At 62.5% G+C, this 17,616-nt stretch carries 15 protein-coding genes; 11 read left to right on the top strand and 4 right to left on the bottom strand.

The window, feature by feature from the left end; all coding sequences use genetic code 11:
* Positions 1–95: 95 nt before the first annotated feature.
* Positions 96–986, top strand: coding sequence for a transcriptional regulator GcvA (gene gcvA / locus P0D84_RS22550; protein ID WP_408340526.1), 891 nt, complete (start codon positions 96–98; stop codon positions 984–986).
* 36 nt (positions 987–1,022) lie between these two features.
* Here the strand turns inward: gcvA and P0D84_RS22545 are convergent, their stop codons facing one another.
* Both P0D84_RS22545 and P0D84_RS22540 read right to left on the bottom strand, forming a co-directional pair.
* Positions 1,023–1,877 carry a PTS sugar transporter subunit IIA gene (locus P0D84_RS22545; protein ID WP_408340524.1) on the bottom strand — a complete coding sequence of 285 codons (855 nt, stop codon included), beginning with the start codon at positions 1,875–1,877 and terminating at the stop codon, positions 1,023–1,025.
* A 233-nt stretch (positions 1,878–2,110) separates the two neighbouring features.
* Complete coding sequence (locus P0D84_RS22540; protein WP_408340522.1) at positions 2,111–3,808, bottom strand: purple acid phosphatase family protein; 1,698 nt, start codon at positions 3,806–3,808, stop codon at positions 2,111–2,113.
* A 449-nt stretch (positions 3,809–4,257) separates the two neighbouring features.
* Between P0D84_RS22540 and P0D84_RS22535 the strand changes: the two genes are divergently transcribed.
* The 5 genes from P0D84_RS22535 (at position 4,258) to P0D84_RS22515 (ending at position 9,164) form a co-directional block, all read left to right on the top strand.
* A complete protein-coding gene (locus P0D84_RS22535; protein ID WP_408345903.1) occupies positions 4,258–5,031 on the top strand; it encodes a DUF3348 domain-containing protein in 774 nt (257 codons plus the stop codon).
* A gap of 10 nt (positions 5,032–5,041) precedes the next feature.
* Positions 5,042–7,396 carry a DUF802 domain-containing protein gene (locus P0D84_RS22530; protein ID WP_408340520.1) on the top strand — a complete coding sequence of 785 codons (2,355 nt, stop codon included), beginning with the start codon at positions 5,042–5,044 and terminating at the stop codon, positions 7,394–7,396.
* Positions 7,393–8,040 carry an OmpA family protein gene (locus P0D84_RS22525; protein WP_408340518.1) on the top strand — a complete coding sequence of 216 codons (648 nt, stop codon included), beginning with the start codon at positions 7,393–7,395 and terminating at the stop codon, positions 8,038–8,040. The genes P0D84_RS22530 and P0D84_RS22525 overlap by 4 nt, the downstream gene beginning before the upstream one ends.
* Complete coding sequence (locus P0D84_RS22520) at positions 8,033–8,740, top strand: DUF2894 domain-containing protein (protein ID WP_408340516.1); 708 nt, start codon at positions 8,033–8,035, stop codon at positions 8,738–8,740. The genes P0D84_RS22525 and P0D84_RS22520 overlap by 8 nt, the downstream gene beginning before the upstream one ends.
* Positions 8,741–8,888: 148 nt before the next feature.
* Positions 8,889–9,164 carry a transposase gene (locus P0D84_RS22515; RefSeq protein ID WP_408340514.1) on the top strand — a complete coding sequence of 92 codons (276 nt, stop codon included), beginning with the start codon at positions 8,889–8,891 and terminating at the stop codon, positions 9,162–9,164.
* Positions 9,165–9,627: 463 nt separating this feature from the next.
* On the opposite strand, the gene P0D84_RS22510 is transcribed toward P0D84_RS22515, so the two are convergent.
* Positions 9,628–11,562, bottom strand: coding sequence for a putative bifunctional diguanylate cyclase/phosphodiesterase (locus P0D84_RS22510; protein ID WP_408340512.1), 1,935 nt, complete (start codon positions 11,560–11,562; stop codon positions 9,628–9,630).
* Here P0D84_RS22510 and P0D84_RS22505 point away from each other — a divergent pair.
* Entirely contained in the window at positions 11,528–11,740 is a 213-nt protein-coding gene (locus P0D84_RS22505; RefSeq protein ID WP_408346353.1) for a hypothetical protein, read from the top strand. The genes P0D84_RS22510 and P0D84_RS22505 overlap by 35 nt on opposite strands.
* A 71-nt stretch (positions 11,741–11,811) precedes the next feature.
* Here P0D84_RS22505 and P0D84_RS22500 read toward each other — a convergent pair whose 3' ends face one another.
* On the bottom strand, positions 11,812–12,618 hold the full coding sequence (locus P0D84_RS22500; RefSeq protein ID WP_408340510.1) for a hypothetical protein: 807 nt from the start codon (positions 12,616–12,618) through the stop codon (positions 11,812–11,814).
* Between the two features lie 398 nt (positions 12,619–13,016).
* Between P0D84_RS22500 and P0D84_RS22495 the strand changes: the two genes are divergently transcribed.
* From P0D84_RS22495 to P0D84_RS22480, 4 genes are read left to right on the top strand one after another with little or no spacing between them, the layout of a single operon-like run.
* Positions 13,017–15,389 carry a bifunctional salicylyl-CoA 5-hydroxylase/oxidoreductase gene (locus P0D84_RS22495; RefSeq protein WP_408340508.1) on the top strand — a complete coding sequence of 791 codons (2,373 nt, stop codon included), beginning with the start codon at positions 13,017–13,019 and terminating at the stop codon, positions 15,387–15,389.
* Positions 15,386–16,159, top strand: a complete 774-nt coding sequence (locus P0D84_RS22490) for an SDR family NAD(P)-dependent oxidoreductase (protein WP_408340505.1) — start codon at positions 15,386–15,388, stop codon at positions 16,157–16,159. The genes P0D84_RS22495 and P0D84_RS22490 overlap by 4 nt, the downstream gene beginning before the upstream one ends.
* Positions 16,156–16,713, top strand: coding sequence for a MarR family winged helix-turn-helix transcriptional regulator (locus tag P0D84_RS22485; protein WP_408340503.1), 558 nt, complete (start codon positions 16,156–16,158; stop codon positions 16,711–16,713). Before P0D84_RS22490 ends, P0D84_RS22485 begins: the two co-directional genes overlap by 4 nt.
* A gap of 34 nt (positions 16,714–16,747) precedes the next feature.
* A complete protein-coding gene (locus P0D84_RS22480) occupies positions 16,748–17,599 on the top strand; it encodes an enoyl-CoA hydratase family protein (protein ID WP_408340501.1) in 852 nt (283 codons plus the stop codon).
* Positions 17,600–17,616 lie beyond the last annotated feature (17 nt).

Genomic DNA, 17,616 nt, shown 5'->3' with positions numbered 1-17,616 from the left:
CCGTTCCCAGTAACTCAAGCGTAATCTCGCACTCACACGCGCTCAAACGAATTAAGATGGCCCAATAGATGAATTCAATTCACGTTGGTGCTGCCATGCACAATCGCGTCACCCTCAAGTCGGTACAGGCATTTGAAGCCGCCGCGCGGCTTTCCTCATTTGCGCTCGCAGCAGACGAACTGTTCGTCACGCCCTCCGCCGTCAGTCATCAAATCAAGCTGCTGGAAGAGCAATTGAGCATTCGTCTGTTCCATCGTTTGCATCGCACGGTGATCCTGACGGACTACGGAAGGCAATACGCTGAGGAAATCACCGCGGCGTTCTCGCGAATCGACGCCGCCACCCGCGAGATCGGGCGCGCCGCCAAGAGCGACATCCTCACGATTCATTGCACGCCGAGCTTCGCGACTCAATGGCTGATGCCGCGCATCGCGCGTTTCAGCGCGGCGCATCCGGATATCGATGTGCGTTTGAACGCGTCGTCAGAGGCGGCGGATCTGATCTCGGAAGCGGTCGACATGGATATCCGCTACGGTCCGAGAAAATTGCAGCCGGCCGGCACGATGGTGCTCGAACTGCCGCCCGAAACGATCGTGGCGCTGTGCTCGCCCGCGCTCATGGCGGGCGAGCATCCGCTGCTGAGCGTCGCGGATTTGCAGCACCATGCGCTGATTCATAGCGAGGGGTGTCTGGTGGGCTGGCGGGACTGGATGCGCCTCCATCGCAAGACGCGGCTCGACATTGCACGCGGTCCGCGTTTCGATCGTTCATTCATGGCGATCAGCGCGGCGGTCGACGGTTTGGGGGTCTGCCTCGAGAGTCTGCTTCTGGCGCAACGCGAACTGGAAACGGGACGGCTGGTGGCGCCATTCGGTTTCGAAGGACTGCCTGTGAGCGGCTATACACTGAACCTGCTGAAATCGCGCGCCGATTTGCCGAAGCTGCGCAGCTTCCAGGATTGGTTGTTTGCTGAGCTTGAGAAGTGATGCGCGCGGCAACCCAGAGGGGGCCAGAGAAAGATCCTAGCTATGCGCGCGAACCGGTTTGCCCACTGCACCGGCTTGACGGACGAGATCGCCGTGCGAAGTGCCGCGCTCCACACCGTCTGCTTCCTCATAGCTCGCGAACAGCTGACACACAGCTCGCGGATCGAGACAGCCATGCAGCAGCTCGCGGAACCGGTGGTCGCAGAAGCGCTGCGCGACATCAGCCAGCAGCCGCAGATGCGTGTTGTTTGCCCATTCCGGGACGAGCAGGACGACCACGTCGCTCACCGGCTTGCCATCCGGTGCATCGAACGGAATCGGCTTTGCGGGGCGAACGTAAAACGCCATGGCGTGGCGCAGCGTTCGTATTTGACCGTGTGGAACGGCTATGCCCTGGCCGAGGCCAGTCGAGCCTAGCGCCTCCCGTGCTGTGAGCCCCGCAGTCACGGCCGTTGCCGGTAACCCATAGTGCTGTTCGATGAAGCGGCCGAACTGCGCGAAAAGTGTCTCCAGGTCGGCCACGTCCAGACCAAGCAGAACATGATGCGGTGAAAGCAGTTGCGCAAGGGTGTTCCCTTTTTCAGCCGCTTCAACGCCATCGGCGGGCGAAGCGGTGCGTGGCAGCGGCTCGCCTTCCATCAAATCCCGCCAGGCGTCTGTCGGCGCGTCGGGAATTTCAAGCAGCCGCCCCACTTCAGCGGACGGCGCCAGATGCGCGAGCCGTTGAATCGCCCCGTTGACTGCGTCCCTCGGCAGATAGAGCGATAGCCGCACGCGGCCCGTTCCGTGCAGCGGCGCGACGCGAATGGTCCATTGCTGATCGCCGCAGTCTCGGATCAGCGCCTGGCGCAACGGCGTGGCGTGCTGGGCGTCGAGTGTGATGCGCATCATGACATTGCGGCCTGGCGTGGCCCGCGACCGGCCATGAGGCGGCGTTTTACCCAGTCCAAGAAGAGTCCGTAGACCAACCAGCGCGCGAGTCATAGCGGCTCCTGTGCGTTATCTGCTATCAGGTTAGCCAAAGCGCCATTAACTTGGCGTAAAAATTGCCGCCGGTCGTAAATGACCAGAGCAGGGCAGGTCGTTCGCTCGCGCCGCGGATGCACTGCCGGCGGCATAACCGGCTACCCCCGCCGCTTCTTCTTCAGCTCGATCGTTTCGAACAACTCATAGTTCTGCGTGGGTGTTTGATCCGCGCCCGGCGCGTGATAGTAGTTCATCGTAATCGTGGTCTCGCCACCCGGATGGCCCGGATCGTGATCGAACACGGCGATACCGTAGCCCGTGCCGGTATCCCGTTGCGCCGACCAGACCGCATCTTCAACCGCGTCCGCATTGGCACGCACGAAAGTGCCCGCAGTCGTCCCGGTAATGGGGCGATTAGGCCGCGTGAAAATGCGCGCTTGCGGCAAGCCGGTACCGATATCTACCCCATACACATCGAGCGGCGCGCTCGTGCCGCCACCGCCGAGAATCAGGTGGATGGTGCCGTGACTCGTATCGAACGTCGAGGCGCCCGACGACACCGCCGACATCACCGGCCGCGGTTGCAAGGTATCGACCACGCGCCCCGTCGCGATATCGGTGCCCTTGTTGTGATTACAGCCGCGCACGGGATAGCTGCGCTCGTAATCATGGTCATGTCCGCACAACACCAGGTCGACGCCGTAGCGGTCGAACAGCGGCAGCCAGGCTTCGCGTATGCCCTTATCGGAACCGTTGCCGGTCTTCGATGAGCTCAGCGCGTCCTGATGCATCTGCACGACGATCCAGTCGATTTCGTCGTCTTGCGCCGCCCGGCGCAATGTCTTCTCGAGCCAGCGCGTTTGTTCGCCCTCGCTATATCCACGCACGTAGAGCGACGTGCCGGGTTGAATCGACGGATTGCCGGTGCTCGCCACCGGCACCAGCGGACTCGGGCCCGCGACGAACGCAGCCGCATCCTGATAGACCACGTCATCCGCATCGAGCGAGATGAAGAACACCGAGCTCACGCGGAAGCTGTACCAGCGTCCCTGGAAGCGCGTGTGATTCTCGGGCAGCGTGTAGCGCGAAAGATACGACGCGAGGCCTTGTTCGCCGTTGTGGAATTCGAGTTCGTGATTGCCCGGACACGGCATCCACGGGCGGTTCGACGCCGAGGTCTGCGCGTTGTTGCCGAAATCGCGCCAGACCTCCGGCTGCTGTGTCGGATTCAGATTCGCGTAGCAAAGGTCGCCGTTGAGCAGGTGGAACAGCGGCTGAAATCGCTCGACGGCCTGCACCGCGAAACGGCTCTGCGGTGAGGACAGGACCCAGCCGGTATTGGGCGTGGCGAGATCGCCATAGCTCGTCCAGCGAAATGGCGCGCGGCCGCGCGGCGCGGTGCGGAAACTCGCCGTAAAGGGCTGAGCCGCGTTGCTGTCGTTATCGGCGCTCACCTCGTACTCGTAGCCCGTATCGGCCTTCAGGCCACGCAGGCGCGCGTGGTAGGTGAACACGACCTCGCCGTTGATGCCATCGGTATAGGTGTTTTGAACGCCGTGCACCGTCTGCCTGGCCACACCTGCACCCGCACCGCCGAAGCGCACCTTCGGATTGACCGCCGGCGCCGGTGAGGCCCACGACACGGTGACTTCGCTCGTCGGATCGTTGCCCCACGTCAGGTGGATCTGCTCCGGCGTGCCGTCGGGCGCGCTGTTCGCGGCGCGCGCCGCCGATGCAAGCGTGCCTGCGGCCGTCGCGAGGCTGGAGGCGCCGGCAAGCTTCAGAAACCCGCGGCGCGAGACGATGGTAGCGCCCTGCTCGGCGGGAAAATCCTTGGCGATTTTCTTATTCGACATGTCCGGAGTTTTTGTATGGGGGTGGAAGATCGCCAACGCGGACGGCGAGCGCACGGTGCCGGACGGGCAGCGCGTGCCGTGCCGGAGCTCGGCGCGACAGATGCACGACAGAAGCGATGGGGCATCCTAGTCGTGAAGCTATGACAGCCAGATGAAATGGCCGCATCTCAACGAGGTCATACCGCCTCTTGCGGGAGTGGTTGCTTAGCGTTGGTAAGGTACGTCATCGCTGCGCCCGATCGCCTCGATCACTCAATATCGCTCCATCAATGCGTGGTGCAAAAAGCAGTCCACGTGGCGCAGGAAAGGCAGCATGGCGACCGAAATCCAGGCGTCGCGAGTGGCTCGCCGGTCACGTCAAAATCCCACTCTCGCCCGCCCTGCTCATTAAGGGGCTGCATCCGCCACCCTGACGGCGTGTAAACTGCTGACTTTTTGACTCTGGTGGTATCGTGCAAGCCCCACAGCGCACAGCTTTCAGTGGCCCGGCGTTCATTCGCCTACTTGCTCGCCTGACGGACGTCGACGTTCCCGAATCCAGCCAGTCGCTGTCGGAGCGGCTGAGCCAATGGCTCGGCTGGACCGACGCGATCGCGCTGTCCTCGGCGCTGAACAACGCGCCGCCTGCCGTCGTAGCCGGCGCGCGCAGCTTCGGCGACGCTGAAGAGAGCGAGTGCGCGCGCGCGCGCGCTGCGTTGGCGAAGGCGATCGTCGGCGATAGCGTGTTGGCCGCCGCGAGGCGTCGCGGGCCGGCGGCGCAAGCGCTCCCGCACGGCGCCCCGGCGGAGGCGCCGGTCGATTACGCGGTGTTTCGTCAGCGCTACCTCGCCATGCAGCAGGCGATGGAGACGGGCGTCGGCAACCTGCGCGGCCGCCTGCGGGCCATGTTGGCCGCCAAAACGCCCGCCATGGCCCGCCTCGCGGTGGTTGACGCGGTGATGGAGCGAGCGCTCAGCGAGCGTGAGCGCAGTCTGCTGGCCGCCGTGCCGGGATTGCTCGCGGGACACTTCGAGCGTTTGCGCGAGGCGGAGCAACAGACGCTGGCCGACGCCGAAGCTTCGGCGGACGCCGCATCGGCCGCACCCGCCACAGCCGTGGCGCCCACCCCGCCCGGCGCATGGCTGGACGCATTCCGCAAGGATATGCAGAGCGTGTTGCTCGCTGAACTGGATGTTCGTTTACAACCGGTCGAAGGATTGCTCGCAGCCCTTCGCACCCGCTAACTGGGACACTATGTCCAGATATCTCAATCTCGTTGTTTTTCTGGTAGGTCTGGCCGCGGTGTGCTGGATCGGCGTCGGCTACGTCGGCTCGAACGCGCTGGCCTTGGCGGTCACGATGTTGATCGGCGTCTGCTATCTGGCGGGCGCGCTCGAATTGCAGCGCTATGACCAGGCCACGTCCACGCTGGCGCGTGCGGTCGCGGGGCTGTCCGCGCCGCCGCCAAGCCTCGGCGCATGGCTTGATCCGTTACCTCCCAGCCTGCGCAATGCGGTGCGCCTGCGCGTCGAGGGTGAGCGCGTGGCCTTGCCGGGCCCGGCGCTGACGCCGTACCTGGTCGGCTTGCTCGTGTTGCTGGGCATGCTCGGCACGCTGCTCGGCATGGTGGCGACCCTGCGCGGCACCGGCATGGCGCTGGAAAGCGCGACGGACCTGCAGGCTATCCGCGATTCGCTCGCCGCGCCGGTCAAGGGGCTGGGCTTCGCATTCGGCACCTCGATTGCGGGCGTGGCAACCTCCGCGATGCTGGGGCTGTTGTCCGCGTTGTGCCGTCGCGAGCGGATCCAGGTGGCGCAGCTGCTCGACGTGAAGATCGCGACGACCTTGCGCATCTATTCGCAGACCCATCAGCGCGAGGAAAGCCTCAAGCTCCTGCAGCGGCAGGCCGCGGTGATGCCCACCCTGGTCGATCGTCTTCAATCGATGATGGCCGCCATCGAGCAACAGAGCCTCGCCTCGAACGAGCGGCAGATCGCCAGCCAGGACACCTTTCACGGCAAGGCCGAGGCCGCTTATACGCGCCTCGCGGCCTCCGTGGAGCAGTCGTTGAAGGAGAGCGTCGCCGAAAGCACCCGCGCCGCCAGCGCGGCGTTGCAGCCGGTCATGGCGGCCACGATGGCGGGCCTCGCGCGCGAAACGGCCGCGCTGCACGAGACCGTCACGCAGGCCGTGCAACGGCAACTTGACGGACTCTCGACTGGCTTCGAAGCGACCACCGTCACCGTCGCGGACATCTGGAACAAAGCCCTCGAGGGGCACCAGCGAGCGAGCGAGGCGCTCACCCAGCAGCTGGGCACGTCGCTGGATCGATTCACCGAGACGTTCGAGCAACGCTCGGCCGGCTTACTGGATGGCGTTGCCGCGCGCCTGGATGCAACGGCAGGCAGTGTGTCGGCAGCATGGAACGCGGCGCTGTCGCGGCAAGAACAGGCCGGCGAGAAGCTGGCCGGCCACAATCAGCAAGCCCTGGCCGCGGCCGCGGCAACCTTCGAGCAGCACTCGGCGTCGCTGGTACGCGCGGTGGGACAGTCGCATACAGACTTGCAAACAGAATTGGCGGCGCGAGACGAACAGCGACTGACGGCCTGGACCGAGACGCTCGGTGCGATGGCCGCTTCGTTGAGCAAGGAATGGGCGCAGATGGGCACGCACAGCGCGGGCCGGCAGCAGGAAATCTGCGAGACGTTGGCGCAAACCGCACGCGACATCTCCGCTCAAACCCAGGCACACGCGAGCAGCACGATCGCCGAGATCGAACGGCTCGTGCAAGTGGCGGCGCAAGCCCCGAAGGCTGCGGCGGACCTGCAGGCGGAATTGGCCGCACGAGACCAGCAACGACTGACGGCCTGGACGGAAACGCTCGGTTCGATGGCCACCACGTTGAGCAAGGAATGGGAGCAAGCGGGCACGCGCACCGCGACCCGGCAGCAGGAAATCTGCGACACGCTGGCGCAAACCGCACGCGACATCTCCGCTCAAACGCAGGCACACGCGAGCAGCACGATCGCCGAGATCGGCCAACTCGTGCAAGCCGCGTCGGAAGCGCCCAAGGCCGCCGCGGAAGTCGTCGCCGAACTGCGTCAGAAGCTCTCCGACAGCATGGTCCGCGACACCGCGATGCTGGAGGAGCGCGGCCGCCTGCTGGCCACGCTGGAAACGCTGCTCGATGCCGTGAACCATGCCTCCACCGAGCAGCGCTCAGCGGTCGACGCACTCGTCGCCACGTCGGCGGATCTGCTGGATCGTGTCGGCACGCGTTTCACCGATAAGGTCGAGCTCGAAACCGGGAAGCTGGGCGCGATTGCCGCGCAAGTCACCGGCAGCGCAGTCGAAGTGGCGAGCCTCGGCGAAGCATTCGGCGCGGCCGTTCAGTTGTTCGGCGAGTCGAACACGACGCTGGTGGTGCACCTGCAGCGGATCGAAGCGGCGCTGGACAAGTCCCTCGCGCGCAGCGACGAACAGCTGGCCTATTACGTGGCTCAGGCGCGAGAAGTGATCGACCTGAGCATGATGTCGCAGAAGCAGATCGTCGAGGACCTGCAACAGCTCGCGGGCAAGCGGGCCTCCGCGGGAGTTGAAGCGGCATGAACGAGGAAATCGACGGCGGCGTGGAGACGGTGGCGCCCATCTGGCCTGTCTTCGGCGACCTGATGTCGGTGCTGCTGGGCGCCTTCGTGCTGATCCTGGTGAGTGTCATCGGCGTGCAACTGGAACTCTCGACCAGGCTGGAGCAGGAGGTCAAGCAGCGGCAGATGGAAACGCAGCGTCGCAAGACCCTGGAGCAGGCGCTGGCGGGCCCGCTGGCAGCGGGGCGGGTGACGCTGGTGAACGGGCGCATCGGTATCAACGGCAGCGTGTTGTTCGCGCTGAACTCCGATCAATTGCAGCCCGAAGGCCGGGACGTTTTGAAGAGCCTGGCGGGGCCGCTGTCCACGTACCTCAAGGCTAATGACCAGATCCTCATGGTGAGCGGCTTTACCGATGACCGGCAGGTGCGGGAGGCCAACCGCCGCTTTGCTGACAACTGGGAGCTGTCGGCCCAGCGTGCGTTGACGGTGACCCGTGCGTTGATCGATGCAGGCGTGCCCTCCTCGTCCGTGTTTGCCGCAGCGTTCGGCTCGCAGCAGCCCGTCAGCTCGAATGCCGATGACCAGGGCCGGGCCAAAAACCGGCGCGTGGAAATCGCGCCGGTGCCGAGACCCGCCACCGCCACGGTGAAGCCCCGTGAGTAACGTGAGTCGGGAGAGCGATGGCGCTAGCCCTCCGACAAGCAGCGCCCGGGCAACGCTCGACGCGTGGCGCGAGCGCGGCGCGGATCGTCTGGATCCCATCCGCTTTCATTTCATCGCGGCGCTGGATCGGCGGGCGGCTGCCCATGGGGGTGAAGCGCGGCGTCTGCTGGACGAGAAATTGTCCAAACTGATTGAGGCTTATGCGGATGATCTCGAACGGGCCGGGGAGAAGGCTAGCGGTGGTGGCGTTGGCGTTAGCGTTGGCACGGGCACCGCGGCATCATCCCTCGAACCCTCTCGCGGAGCGCTGGCCGGACTGATCGACTACATCGCCAGCCAGGCGCCGGTAGACAGCAAGGACCCCACAACAGGTCATGCCGCGCCCCAGCGCCCCTCGTATCCGGAACTGGAGACGCTCGATTACTTCAGGCAGACGTGGTCTAAAGTCCGGTCCGAGAAACAGCTGCGGCAGTCGCTGAAGAAAGCGCCGGGAAATGCCGGTCCGCTCAACTCGAGCAGCCTTGTGCATCGGTCGCTCTCGCTGATGCGCGAGCTGTCGCCCGGGTATCTCCAGCAATTCCTCTCATACGTCGACGCCTTGTCGTGGATGGAGCAGATGAACGGCGGCGCCGCGTTGCCGGCCAAAGATGCGCCGCGCGCCGCGACCGCAAGGAAAAGCGCGCGGAACAAACCCCGCTAGCACGGGCAGATCAATCGAGGCCTCGCGCCATCACAATCCGGCCCAAAACAATCCGCCGGTTTGCGGTATTTCCACGTCCGATATCGCGATTTAGAAGCAAACGTCTACTGGGCATAATCAGATTGTACTGGCTAGTTCAAAGCTGACGATGTTCGACTCCCCGCTATCCGATGAAGAGTGGCAACGCATTGCCCACCTGTTCCACCATGACGCCGCGCCGAGGGTCGGCCGACCACGGCGAAATCCTCGTGACATCGTGAACGCCATACTGTGGATCGTCCGCAATGACCAAAAGTGGCAACGTCTCCCGGCAAGCTTTCCGCCATCGCAAACCTGTTACATCAAATGGTTTGAGTGGCGACGCTGCGGGACGATGTCGAAGGTTTTCGCCGAACTTGGCTTGAGTGAGCCGTTGGAGCGTTGAGAACTACTAGCTGCTCAAACGCGACGCGGTTTCGTTTTCGTCCGTTGTGCCGTTGCATGCGGCCATTGCTGCAAATAGCGGAACGCTTTGCTACCCCGGAATCGAACAGCCACACTTTCCTGAAGCGGCATCTGGAAATGAAACGGGTTCGTCCATACCGGCGAAAACGGGACCATGCGGCATGCGCTATCTTCTTCGCCGCTAACACTAACGCTTGGGCGGTTGCGGGTTATTCGCCGGATTGGTATCGAACCGGGCCACGCTTCTGATGCCATCGTCATGAACCAGGGCGAGTAGTTCAGCTTCCATCACGTCGGCGATTTCCTTGCTATATATTTTGCCGTCGTTCACATACTTGCTAACTGCGAATACATACTCGACGTATCGAAGGAAAATAGTCTATGAATTGGACAAACGGATTTCTTCGATATGACGGTCGCGAAAGAAGCTGCCGCTCTACGCCTTACGCCTTATCCGCGGAATGCGCAGCGAGCCCTTTTTCGAGGTGCGGGATCTCCTCACCCCGGACCGGCTTGCCGAGAAGAAAACCCTGAGCATGCGTGCATCCGCAGAGGCGTACAAAATTCAACTGCTCTTGCGTCTCGATGCCTTCCGCCGTGGTCGGCATGCCGATTTCCCGTGCCAAAGCCACAATCCCGCGAACCACAGCCGCGGACTCGCGCCGATGCACGGACTCCTTCACGAACGAACTGTCGATCTTGAGCTTGTCGAATGAGAAGCGCACGAGCGTCGACATGGTTGAAAAGCCCGTACCGAAATCGTCGAGCGCCAGCCCGATTCCCAACGCGCGAAGCTTCTCGACGTTGTGCCGGGTGACGGTATCGTCACGCAACAGCACCGTTTCCGTGACTTCGATATTCAGACGTGCCGGCGGCAACCCCGTCTTACGAAGGATCGCGGCGACCGTCGACGCGAACGAGTCCTCCCGCAATTGCACCGGCGAAACATTGACAGAGACGCTCACAGCATCACGCCACGTGGCAGCTTCCGTGCACGATTGCAGCAAGGCCCACTCCCCGAGTGCGAGGATGAGGCCGGTCCGTTCTGCCGTGGGAATAAATGCGGACGGAGAAAGCTCGCCGCGCGTTGGGTGCGCCCAGCGAAGCAGTGCTTCGCGGCCGGAAATCGTGTCATTGGCAAGATCGACGATCGGCTGATATTCCATCCTCAAACCGCTATAAGACTGCATCGCGCCTTCCAGATCGCTTCGCAGGAGGCTCAAACTTTCGTCGGATGCGTGCCTCGTCGCATCGAAGATAGCGAAGGCGCTCTTGCCGCTGCGTTTGACCGCGTACAACGCGCGGTCCGCGCAGATCAGCAATTGCGGTCCTGTTTCCGCGTGCTCCGGATAAAGCGAAACGCCCACGCTCGCACCGATATGCACCCACGCCTCGCTTAACACGAAAGGACGCGCCAGCGTTTTGACGATGCGGTCCGCCAACAGATGGACGTCGCGGGCCAACGCCGGGCCGTCGGATACGGCGACAAACTCGTCGCCGGCCAGGCGTCCGACAAGGTCGCCGGCAGTCAGTACTTCACGCAATCGAATCGCTGCCTCCTGCAGGATCTGATCGCCGGCGGCATGACCCAGGCTGTCATTGATCGCCTTGAAGCCGTCGAGATCGATCAGTAGAACCGCGAATGAGTGATCCTGCCGTAACGAGCCAGCCGCGGTGCGCTCCTGGAGGAGTTCGGTGATGCGCGCGCGGTTGGGCAAGCCGGTGAGGCTGTCATGGTGAGCGAGCCGATGGCTGCTTTCGCGCGCCAGAAGTAGCGCAACGGTGTCGCGATTACTGCGCAGTGCCACGGTAAAAAAACCGGCCGCGCAAAACGGCGCCTGAAACAGCAGGACGAGCTTGCCGGAGCCGGGCGAAAGCGCCGCGCCCAGACCCAATAGCGCAAGAATGAACGAAATCTGGAGAAGCACGAGCCGGGGTGTGCCTGCGTTGCGTCCGGCTAGTCCACCGATCACGCCCACGGCGCAAACGTTACCGAGCAGAAAAAGCGTCTGGTTTCCGCTGGTATTGCAGAGGAAACTACCAAAGCCGAACAGGACGGCCCAGAGCATGCTTGCAAGAAGAAAGGCTGAGGTAGGAGTCGGCAGGTTGTGGGCGCTGCGCCGGCAGCATAGCCGGATCAACGTGATACGCGCGATCAGCAGCGCGACCACGGCGCTGCCCCACCACGCATAAAGGGCACGGGGATAGAGATAATAAGCGGTTGCGCAGACACTTATTTCACAGATCGACGCAAAGACAATCGATGCGGTTCGAGTGAACAGGTTGGCGAGCAATATTTGCCGGTTCTCGGCGCTCAGGTTTTGAGCGGAGGACACGACCCACTTGAAAAATGGAGACCTTGGTTCGCTGAAAGCCATGACCTACGCATTTTTAATGGTTAATGGGTCAAAATCGGACGCGCCTCGCAATTATTACGTAAACACACAATATCCGGTGCAACGCTTTAGCGCCGCTTTAAATACCGGAACGCCCATGCAGCCGGCGATGTGGCGCCGCATTCAGCCGCATTTCGCCGGGAGACGTGATTATCCGTAGCGGTTGGCGAGACTCCGTTTCAGCACGGAGGTCGCTGTTGGGTCAGTTTCCGTTCCCGACAAGAGAAGACGCTACTTCGACAGATGCAGCGTCTTTGATAGCACGATGCCCCGCTGAGGACTCACCAACCAGATGGCGCGGATATCGACGTATAGCCTGGAGGTTCGCGTCGTGATGTCAGTAGGCTCGTCATCGGTCGGGTCGCGGTGGTCGCTCCGATCGATGAGATAGGGGGGCACGAGGCGCCCCACGAGGACAATCGCGAAGTCCCCATTCGCTTCGGCGTACGCCGCCCGTGAGAGCATCACGCGCCCGCGAACCGTGGTTTTCTTACTTTCGCCAGACTCGAGCTCGATCATATCGATATGCTGGACGAACCCTTTGGACTTCGCTTCCGGCGCGACCACCAACCCCCGGCCGCTCGGTCCGGTCGTAGTCTTCTTGAGCAGGATGCCTCGCTGATTCTCGTCGCCGGATAGATCGGCGTTGACCGTCAACTGATGCGTCTCTGTCCGATACCGAATTCCGTACGGCACACGCACCAGGAAAAACAGATCGCGATCGAGATTGGCCGCCGTCAAGTCGGGGTTCGGGCGCTGCTTGTGGGTGGGAATGTGGATCAGGCCTTGAACGCGATCGCGTAAGGAAGGCGGGGCGGCATTAATGTGCCGGTCCGCCAACGTATCCCGAATGGCAACTGGGTCGTCGCCGACAAAAGGACGTGCCGCTGAAATGTTGGTAGAAGCACCGGTCTCGACGTTCGCCGCACGGTTGACAGTGACTGCGTTCGCTTGTGTGCCGACTTGCGTCAGCATCGCCATGAGAACGAGGACACACGCGGTCTTCGCATGAACCAGCGTGGATTTCAGATGGAACAAGACAAAACTCCTGGTATTGCAGCGGGGCCTGCTGATCGCCATGGTTATACAGTTGACTTTGCGCATCGAGAACACCATTCGCGCGATGTTAGTGGTTCGATCGCGAACGCCCTCACTGTATCGTTTCCTACGTGACGTGCAAAATGATCGAACCCGCAACGCTATGTTCGATCTCAGCGAGGGTGTGTATTCGGGGCGAAGAAAATTATTGCACCATCAGGTTAGGTGACCGCGTTCATCGGTGACCTCTACGGTCTCGTCAGGCTCTCCCCTAACAGGACCGGTGCCCCGCCGTCCGAATCCTCGTGCAGACCGCCACGCCCTCACCATTTACTTGACATCTAAACTATATAGACCTAAATTACCCTCCAGAGCAAAGTCCACGTGGGGGAGTCAGCATGCGCATCGTCTGTATCGGCGGCGGCCCGGCCGGGTTGTACTTCGGCCTGTTAATGAAGGGCCGGAACCCGGCCTATGACGTCGCGGTGGTCGAACGCAACCGCCCATACGACACCTTCGGCTGGGGCGTCGTATTCTCCGACCAGACGCTCGGCAACCTGCGCGCCGCCGACGCTCCGAGCGCCGACGCGATCCTCGACGCCTTCAACCACTGGGACGACATCGAGATCAATTTCCGCGGCAGGCAGATCCGCTCGTCGGGCCATGGCTTCTGCGGCATTGGCCGCAAACGTCTGCTGAATATCCTGCAGGCGCGCTGCGAAGAGCTGGGCGTCAAGCTGGTGTTCGAAACCCAGGTCACAGACGACACGACCTACGAGGCCGACCTGATCATCGCCTGCGACGGCGCCAATAGCGCGATCCGCCAGAAACACGCGGCCAACTACAAGCCCGCCATCGACATGCGCGACTGCCGCTTCGTCTGGCTCGGCACCAAAAAGCTGTTCGACGCCTTCACCTTCGCGTTCGAAGAAACCGAATTCGGCTGGTTCCAGGCGCACGCCTATCGTTTCGACGACCAGACCTCCACCTTCATTGTCGAAACACCGGAACATGTGTGGCGCGCCGCCGGTCTCGACGAGATGAGCAAGGAAGACAGCATCGCGTTCTGCGAGAAGCTGTTCGCCAGGTATCTGGACGGCAATGCGCTGCTATTGAACGCCGCGCATTTGCGTGGCTCGTCGCAGTGGATTCGCTTCCCGCGCGTCGTCAACGAGGAATGGGTACATTGGCGCAATAACGCAGACGGCAGCCAAACACCGATCGTGCTGATGGGCGACGCGGCGCACACTGCGCATTTCTCGATCGGCTCCGGCACCAAACTCGCGCTCGAAGATTCGATCGAACTGGCCAACAGTATCGGCGCGCATCCCGGCGATTTGCCGGCCGCATTAAAACACTACACGGACGTGCGCAGCATCGACGTACTGCGCATTCAGAACGCCGCGCGCAACTCGACGGAGTGGTTCGAGCATGTCGACCGCTATACGTCATTCGAGCCTGAACAGTTCGCGTATTCGCTGCTTACGCGCTCACAGCGCATTTCGCACGAGAATCTTCGCGAGCGCGATGCGCGCTACCTGTCCGGCTTCGAAGACTGGCTCGCACATCGCTCAGGCATTGACCGCGCGCCTGAAAAGCACTCCGTCCCGCCGATGTTCACGCCCTTCACGTTGCGCGGCGTCACGCTGAAAAACCGCGTGGTCGTCTCGCCGATGGCGCAGTACTCCGCCGTCGACGGTATCGCCGGCGACTATCACCTGATGCATCTCGGCGCACGTGCAATGGGCGGCGCCGCGCTGGTGATGACGGAAATGACCTGCGTGTCGCCTGAAGCGCGCATCACGCCCGCTTGTCCCGGCATGTATGCGCCGGAACATCTCACGGCATGGAAGCGCGTTGTTGATCTCGTGCATGAACAGTCGGACGCGAAGATCGGTATTCAGTTGGGCCACTCCGGCGCAAAAGGCTCGACGCGCGTGGCATGGGAAGGCATCGACCAGCCGCTCGACGAAGGCAACTGGCCGCTCGTATCCGCTTCACCGCAACAGTATTTGAGCGGCATCAGCCAGCACTCGCGCGAAGCCACCAAAGACGAGTTGAACGAAATCGAAGCGCAGTTCGTACGCGCCACGCAAATGTCCGCCCAGGCAGGCTTCGATTGGCTCGAACTGCATTGCGCACACGGCTATTTCCTCTCGAGCTTCCTGTCGCCGTTGACCAACCATCGTACGGACGAATACGGCGGCTCGCTCGAAAACCGCCTGCGCTACCCGTTGCAGATCTTCAAGGCGATCCGCGCCGTCTGGCCGCAAGACAAGCCGATTTCCGTGCGGATTTCCGCGAATGATTGGGTCGAAGGCGGCACGACGCCCGATGACGCCGTGCAAATCGCCCGTGCCTTCAAAGCGGCAGGCGCCGACATGATCGACGTATCGTCGGGCCAGGTCAGCAAGCAGGAAAAACCCGTCTTTGGCCGCATGTTCCAGACGCCATTCGCCGACCGCGTGCGCAACGAGGCCGGCATTGCGACGATCGCCGTTGGCGCGATCTCTGAAGCGGACCACGTGAACAGCATCATCGCGGCGGGCCGCGCCGATCTCTGCGCGATTGCGCGGCCGCATCTGGCGAATCCGTCGTGGACACTCAATGAGGCCGCAAAAATCGGCTATTTCGATGTGATGTGGCCGAAGCCTTACACCGCCGCGAAGTCGCAACTCGAACGCAATCTCGAACGTGAGCGTGCCCAGCTCGCCGCGAATGCGAGGCTGTCGCCACAAGAACGCGCGCAACGCGCGGAAGGAACCACGTGAATACGCTCAGCAGAACGCTCGCCAGACAACATGCCGTCGTCACAGGCGGCGGCAGCGGCATTGGCGCGGCGGTGGCCGAAACGCTGCTGCGTGCCGGCGCGCGCGTCACCTTGATGGGCCGCAACGCGCAACGCCTCGATGCGCAGCGGGAAAAATTCCACGCGCTGGGCGATGTTGCTTGCGTCAGTGTCGATGTCACGCAGGAAGACTCCGTAGCCAATGCATTCGCGCAAGCCGGCGCAATCGACATCCTCATCAACAACGCGGGCCAGGCGCAAGCCGCGCCGTTCACGCACACCGACATGCTGCTCTGGCAACGCATGCTCGACGTGAACCTCACCGGTGTGTTCCTCGGTACGCGCGCCGTGTTGCCCGGCATGCTCGAACGCGGCCACGGCCGCATCGTCAACGTCGCGAGCACGGCGGGGCAAATCGGCTACGCCTACGTCGCCGCTTACTGCGCCGCGAAACATGGCGTAATCGGTTTGACCCGTTCACTCGCGCTGGAAGTCGCGACGAAAGGCGTCACCGTCAACGCAGTCTGTCCCGGCTATACGGAAACCGAACTGCTGCACGCATCGCTCGAACAGATCACCAGCAAGACCGCGCGCACCGACCAGCAGGCGCGCGAAACCTTGCTGCGCTCGAATCCGCAACATCGCTTCGTGAGTCCGGAGCAGGTCGCCAACGCGGTGCTATGGCTCTGCCAACCCGGCTCAGACGCGATCACGGGCCAATCCATTTCCATCTCCGGTGGAGAAGTAATGTGACCAAGTCATCGAACATCAACAAGCCCACGGCGGCAGAAAGTAAACCACCGCGCAAAGGCGTCGCCAAACCAGCGGAGAACGTCGTGGATCTGGAAATGAGCACTGGTGCGGATAGTCACATGGGCTTGCGTTTGTGGCTGCGCATGCTGACCACGACCAATCTCGTGCAAGCCGAACTGCGCAAACGCCTGCGCAACGAATTCGACACCACGCTGCCGCGATTCGATTTGATGGCGCAACTCGAACGTCATCCGGAAGGCCTGAAGATGACCGAGTTGTCGCGCCGTTTGATGGTAACGGGCGGCAACGTCACCGGCATTACCGATCAGCTCGAGAAAGAAGGCCTGGTTTCGCGCGATACCGATCCGAACGATCGCCGCTCGATCAGCGTGTGCCTGACACCGGCAGGCCGCAAGGCGTTCGACAAAATGGCGGTGGCGCATGAGCAATGGGTCGTCGAGTTGTTCGGCGGCTTGAGCCTCGACGAAAAATCGCGTACTCATCAGCGTCTTGGCAAACTCAAACAACATCTGCTCGACAGTTTGAAAGATTGACCCGCACCGAAAACGAGCTTGCATGGAGACACACATGACACGATCCAACGCCGACGCCCTGCTGGCCGGCAATCGCCTGACGCTCGCCGGTTACGAGGCGCGGCACTTCGGCTGGTCGGTCGCCGACAAGGTCGCGACAATCACGCTGAACCGCCCCGAGCGCAAAAACCCGCTGACGTTCGAGTCGTATGCCGAATTGCGCGATCTGTTCCGGCAACTGGCCTACGCCACCGACGTCAAGGCAGTAGTCATTCACGGCGCGGGCGAGAACTTCTGTTCCGGCGGCGATGTGCACGACATTATCGCGCCGCTGATCGATCTGCCGATGCCGGAACTGCTGCTGTTCACGCGCATGACCGGTGACCTCGTCAAAGCGATGCGCCATTGCCCGCAACCCATCATTGCCGCGGTCGACGGCGTCTGCGCCGGCGCCGGTGCGATTCTGGCGATGTCGTCCGATATGCGCCTCGGCACCGCACGCAGCAAGCTCGCGTTCCTGTTCTCACGCGTCGGCCTCGCGGGTTGCGATATGGGCGCATGCGCGATCCTGCCGCGCATCATCGGCCAGGGACGCGCCGCCGAATTGCTGTTCACCGGCCGCTCGGCGAGTGGCGACGAAGGCCACGCATGGGGCTTCTATAACCGCCTATGCGAACCGGCAGCGCTCCTCGCGGACGCCCAGAAGCTCGCCGCCGACCTCGTCGCCGGCCCAACCTTCGCGCACGGCATCACGAAGAAGATGCTGCACCAGGAATGGAGCATGAGCATCGACGAAGCGATCGAATCGGAAGCGCAAGCTCAGGCCATCTGCATGAGCACACGCGATTTCGAACGGGCCTATAGCGCGTTTGCCGCGAAGTCGCGCCCTGTGTTCAAAGGGGATTGAATTGAGCACTCAAAGCG

The organism is Paraburkholderia sp. RL17-337-BIB-A, from assembly GCF_046025895.1.
Classification (GTDB): Bacteria; Pseudomonadota; Gammaproteobacteria; order Burkholderiales; family Burkholderiaceae; genus Paraburkholderia; species Paraburkholderia fungorum_C.
This window is presented reverse-complemented; position numbering and strand designations above follow the sequence as displayed.

Bases quoted from the DNA above. Each gene is read 5' to 3' on its own strand.
- P0D84_RS22540 (WP_408340522.1), bottom strand. From the start codon at position 3,808: ATGTCGAATAAGAAAATCGCCAAGGATTTTCCCGCCGAGCAGGGCGCT.
- P0D84_RS22525 (WP_408340518.1), top strand. From the start codon at position 7,393: ATGAACGAGGAAATCGACGGCGGCGTGGAGACGGTGGCGCCCATCTGG.
- P0D84_RS22480 (WP_408340501.1), top strand. From the start codon at position 16,748: ATGACACGATCCAACGCCGACGCCCTGCTGGCCGGCAATCGCCTGACG.
- P0D84_RS22515 (WP_408340514.1), top strand. From the start codon at position 8,889: ATGTTCGACTCCCCGCTATCCGATGAAGAGTGGCAACGCATTGCCCAC.
- P0D84_RS22530 (WP_408340520.1), top strand. From the start codon at position 5,042: ATGTCCAGATATCTCAATCTCGTTGTTTTTCTGGTAGGTCTGGCCGCG.
- gcvA (WP_408340526.1), top strand. From the start codon at position 96: ATGCACAATCGCGTCACCCTCAAGTCGGTACAGGCATTTGAAGCCGCC.
- P0D84_RS22545 (WP_408340524.1), bottom strand. From the start codon at position 1,877: ATGATGCGCATCACACTCGACGCCCAGCACGCCACGCCGTTGCGCCAG.
- P0D84_RS22510 (WP_408340512.1), bottom strand. From the start codon at position 11,562: ATGGCTTTCAGCGAACCAAGGTCTCCATTTTTCAAGTGGGTCGTGTCC.
- P0D84_RS22495 (WP_408340508.1), top strand. From the start codon at position 13,017: ATGCGCATCGTCTGTATCGGCGGCGGCCCGGCCGGGTTGTACTTCGGC.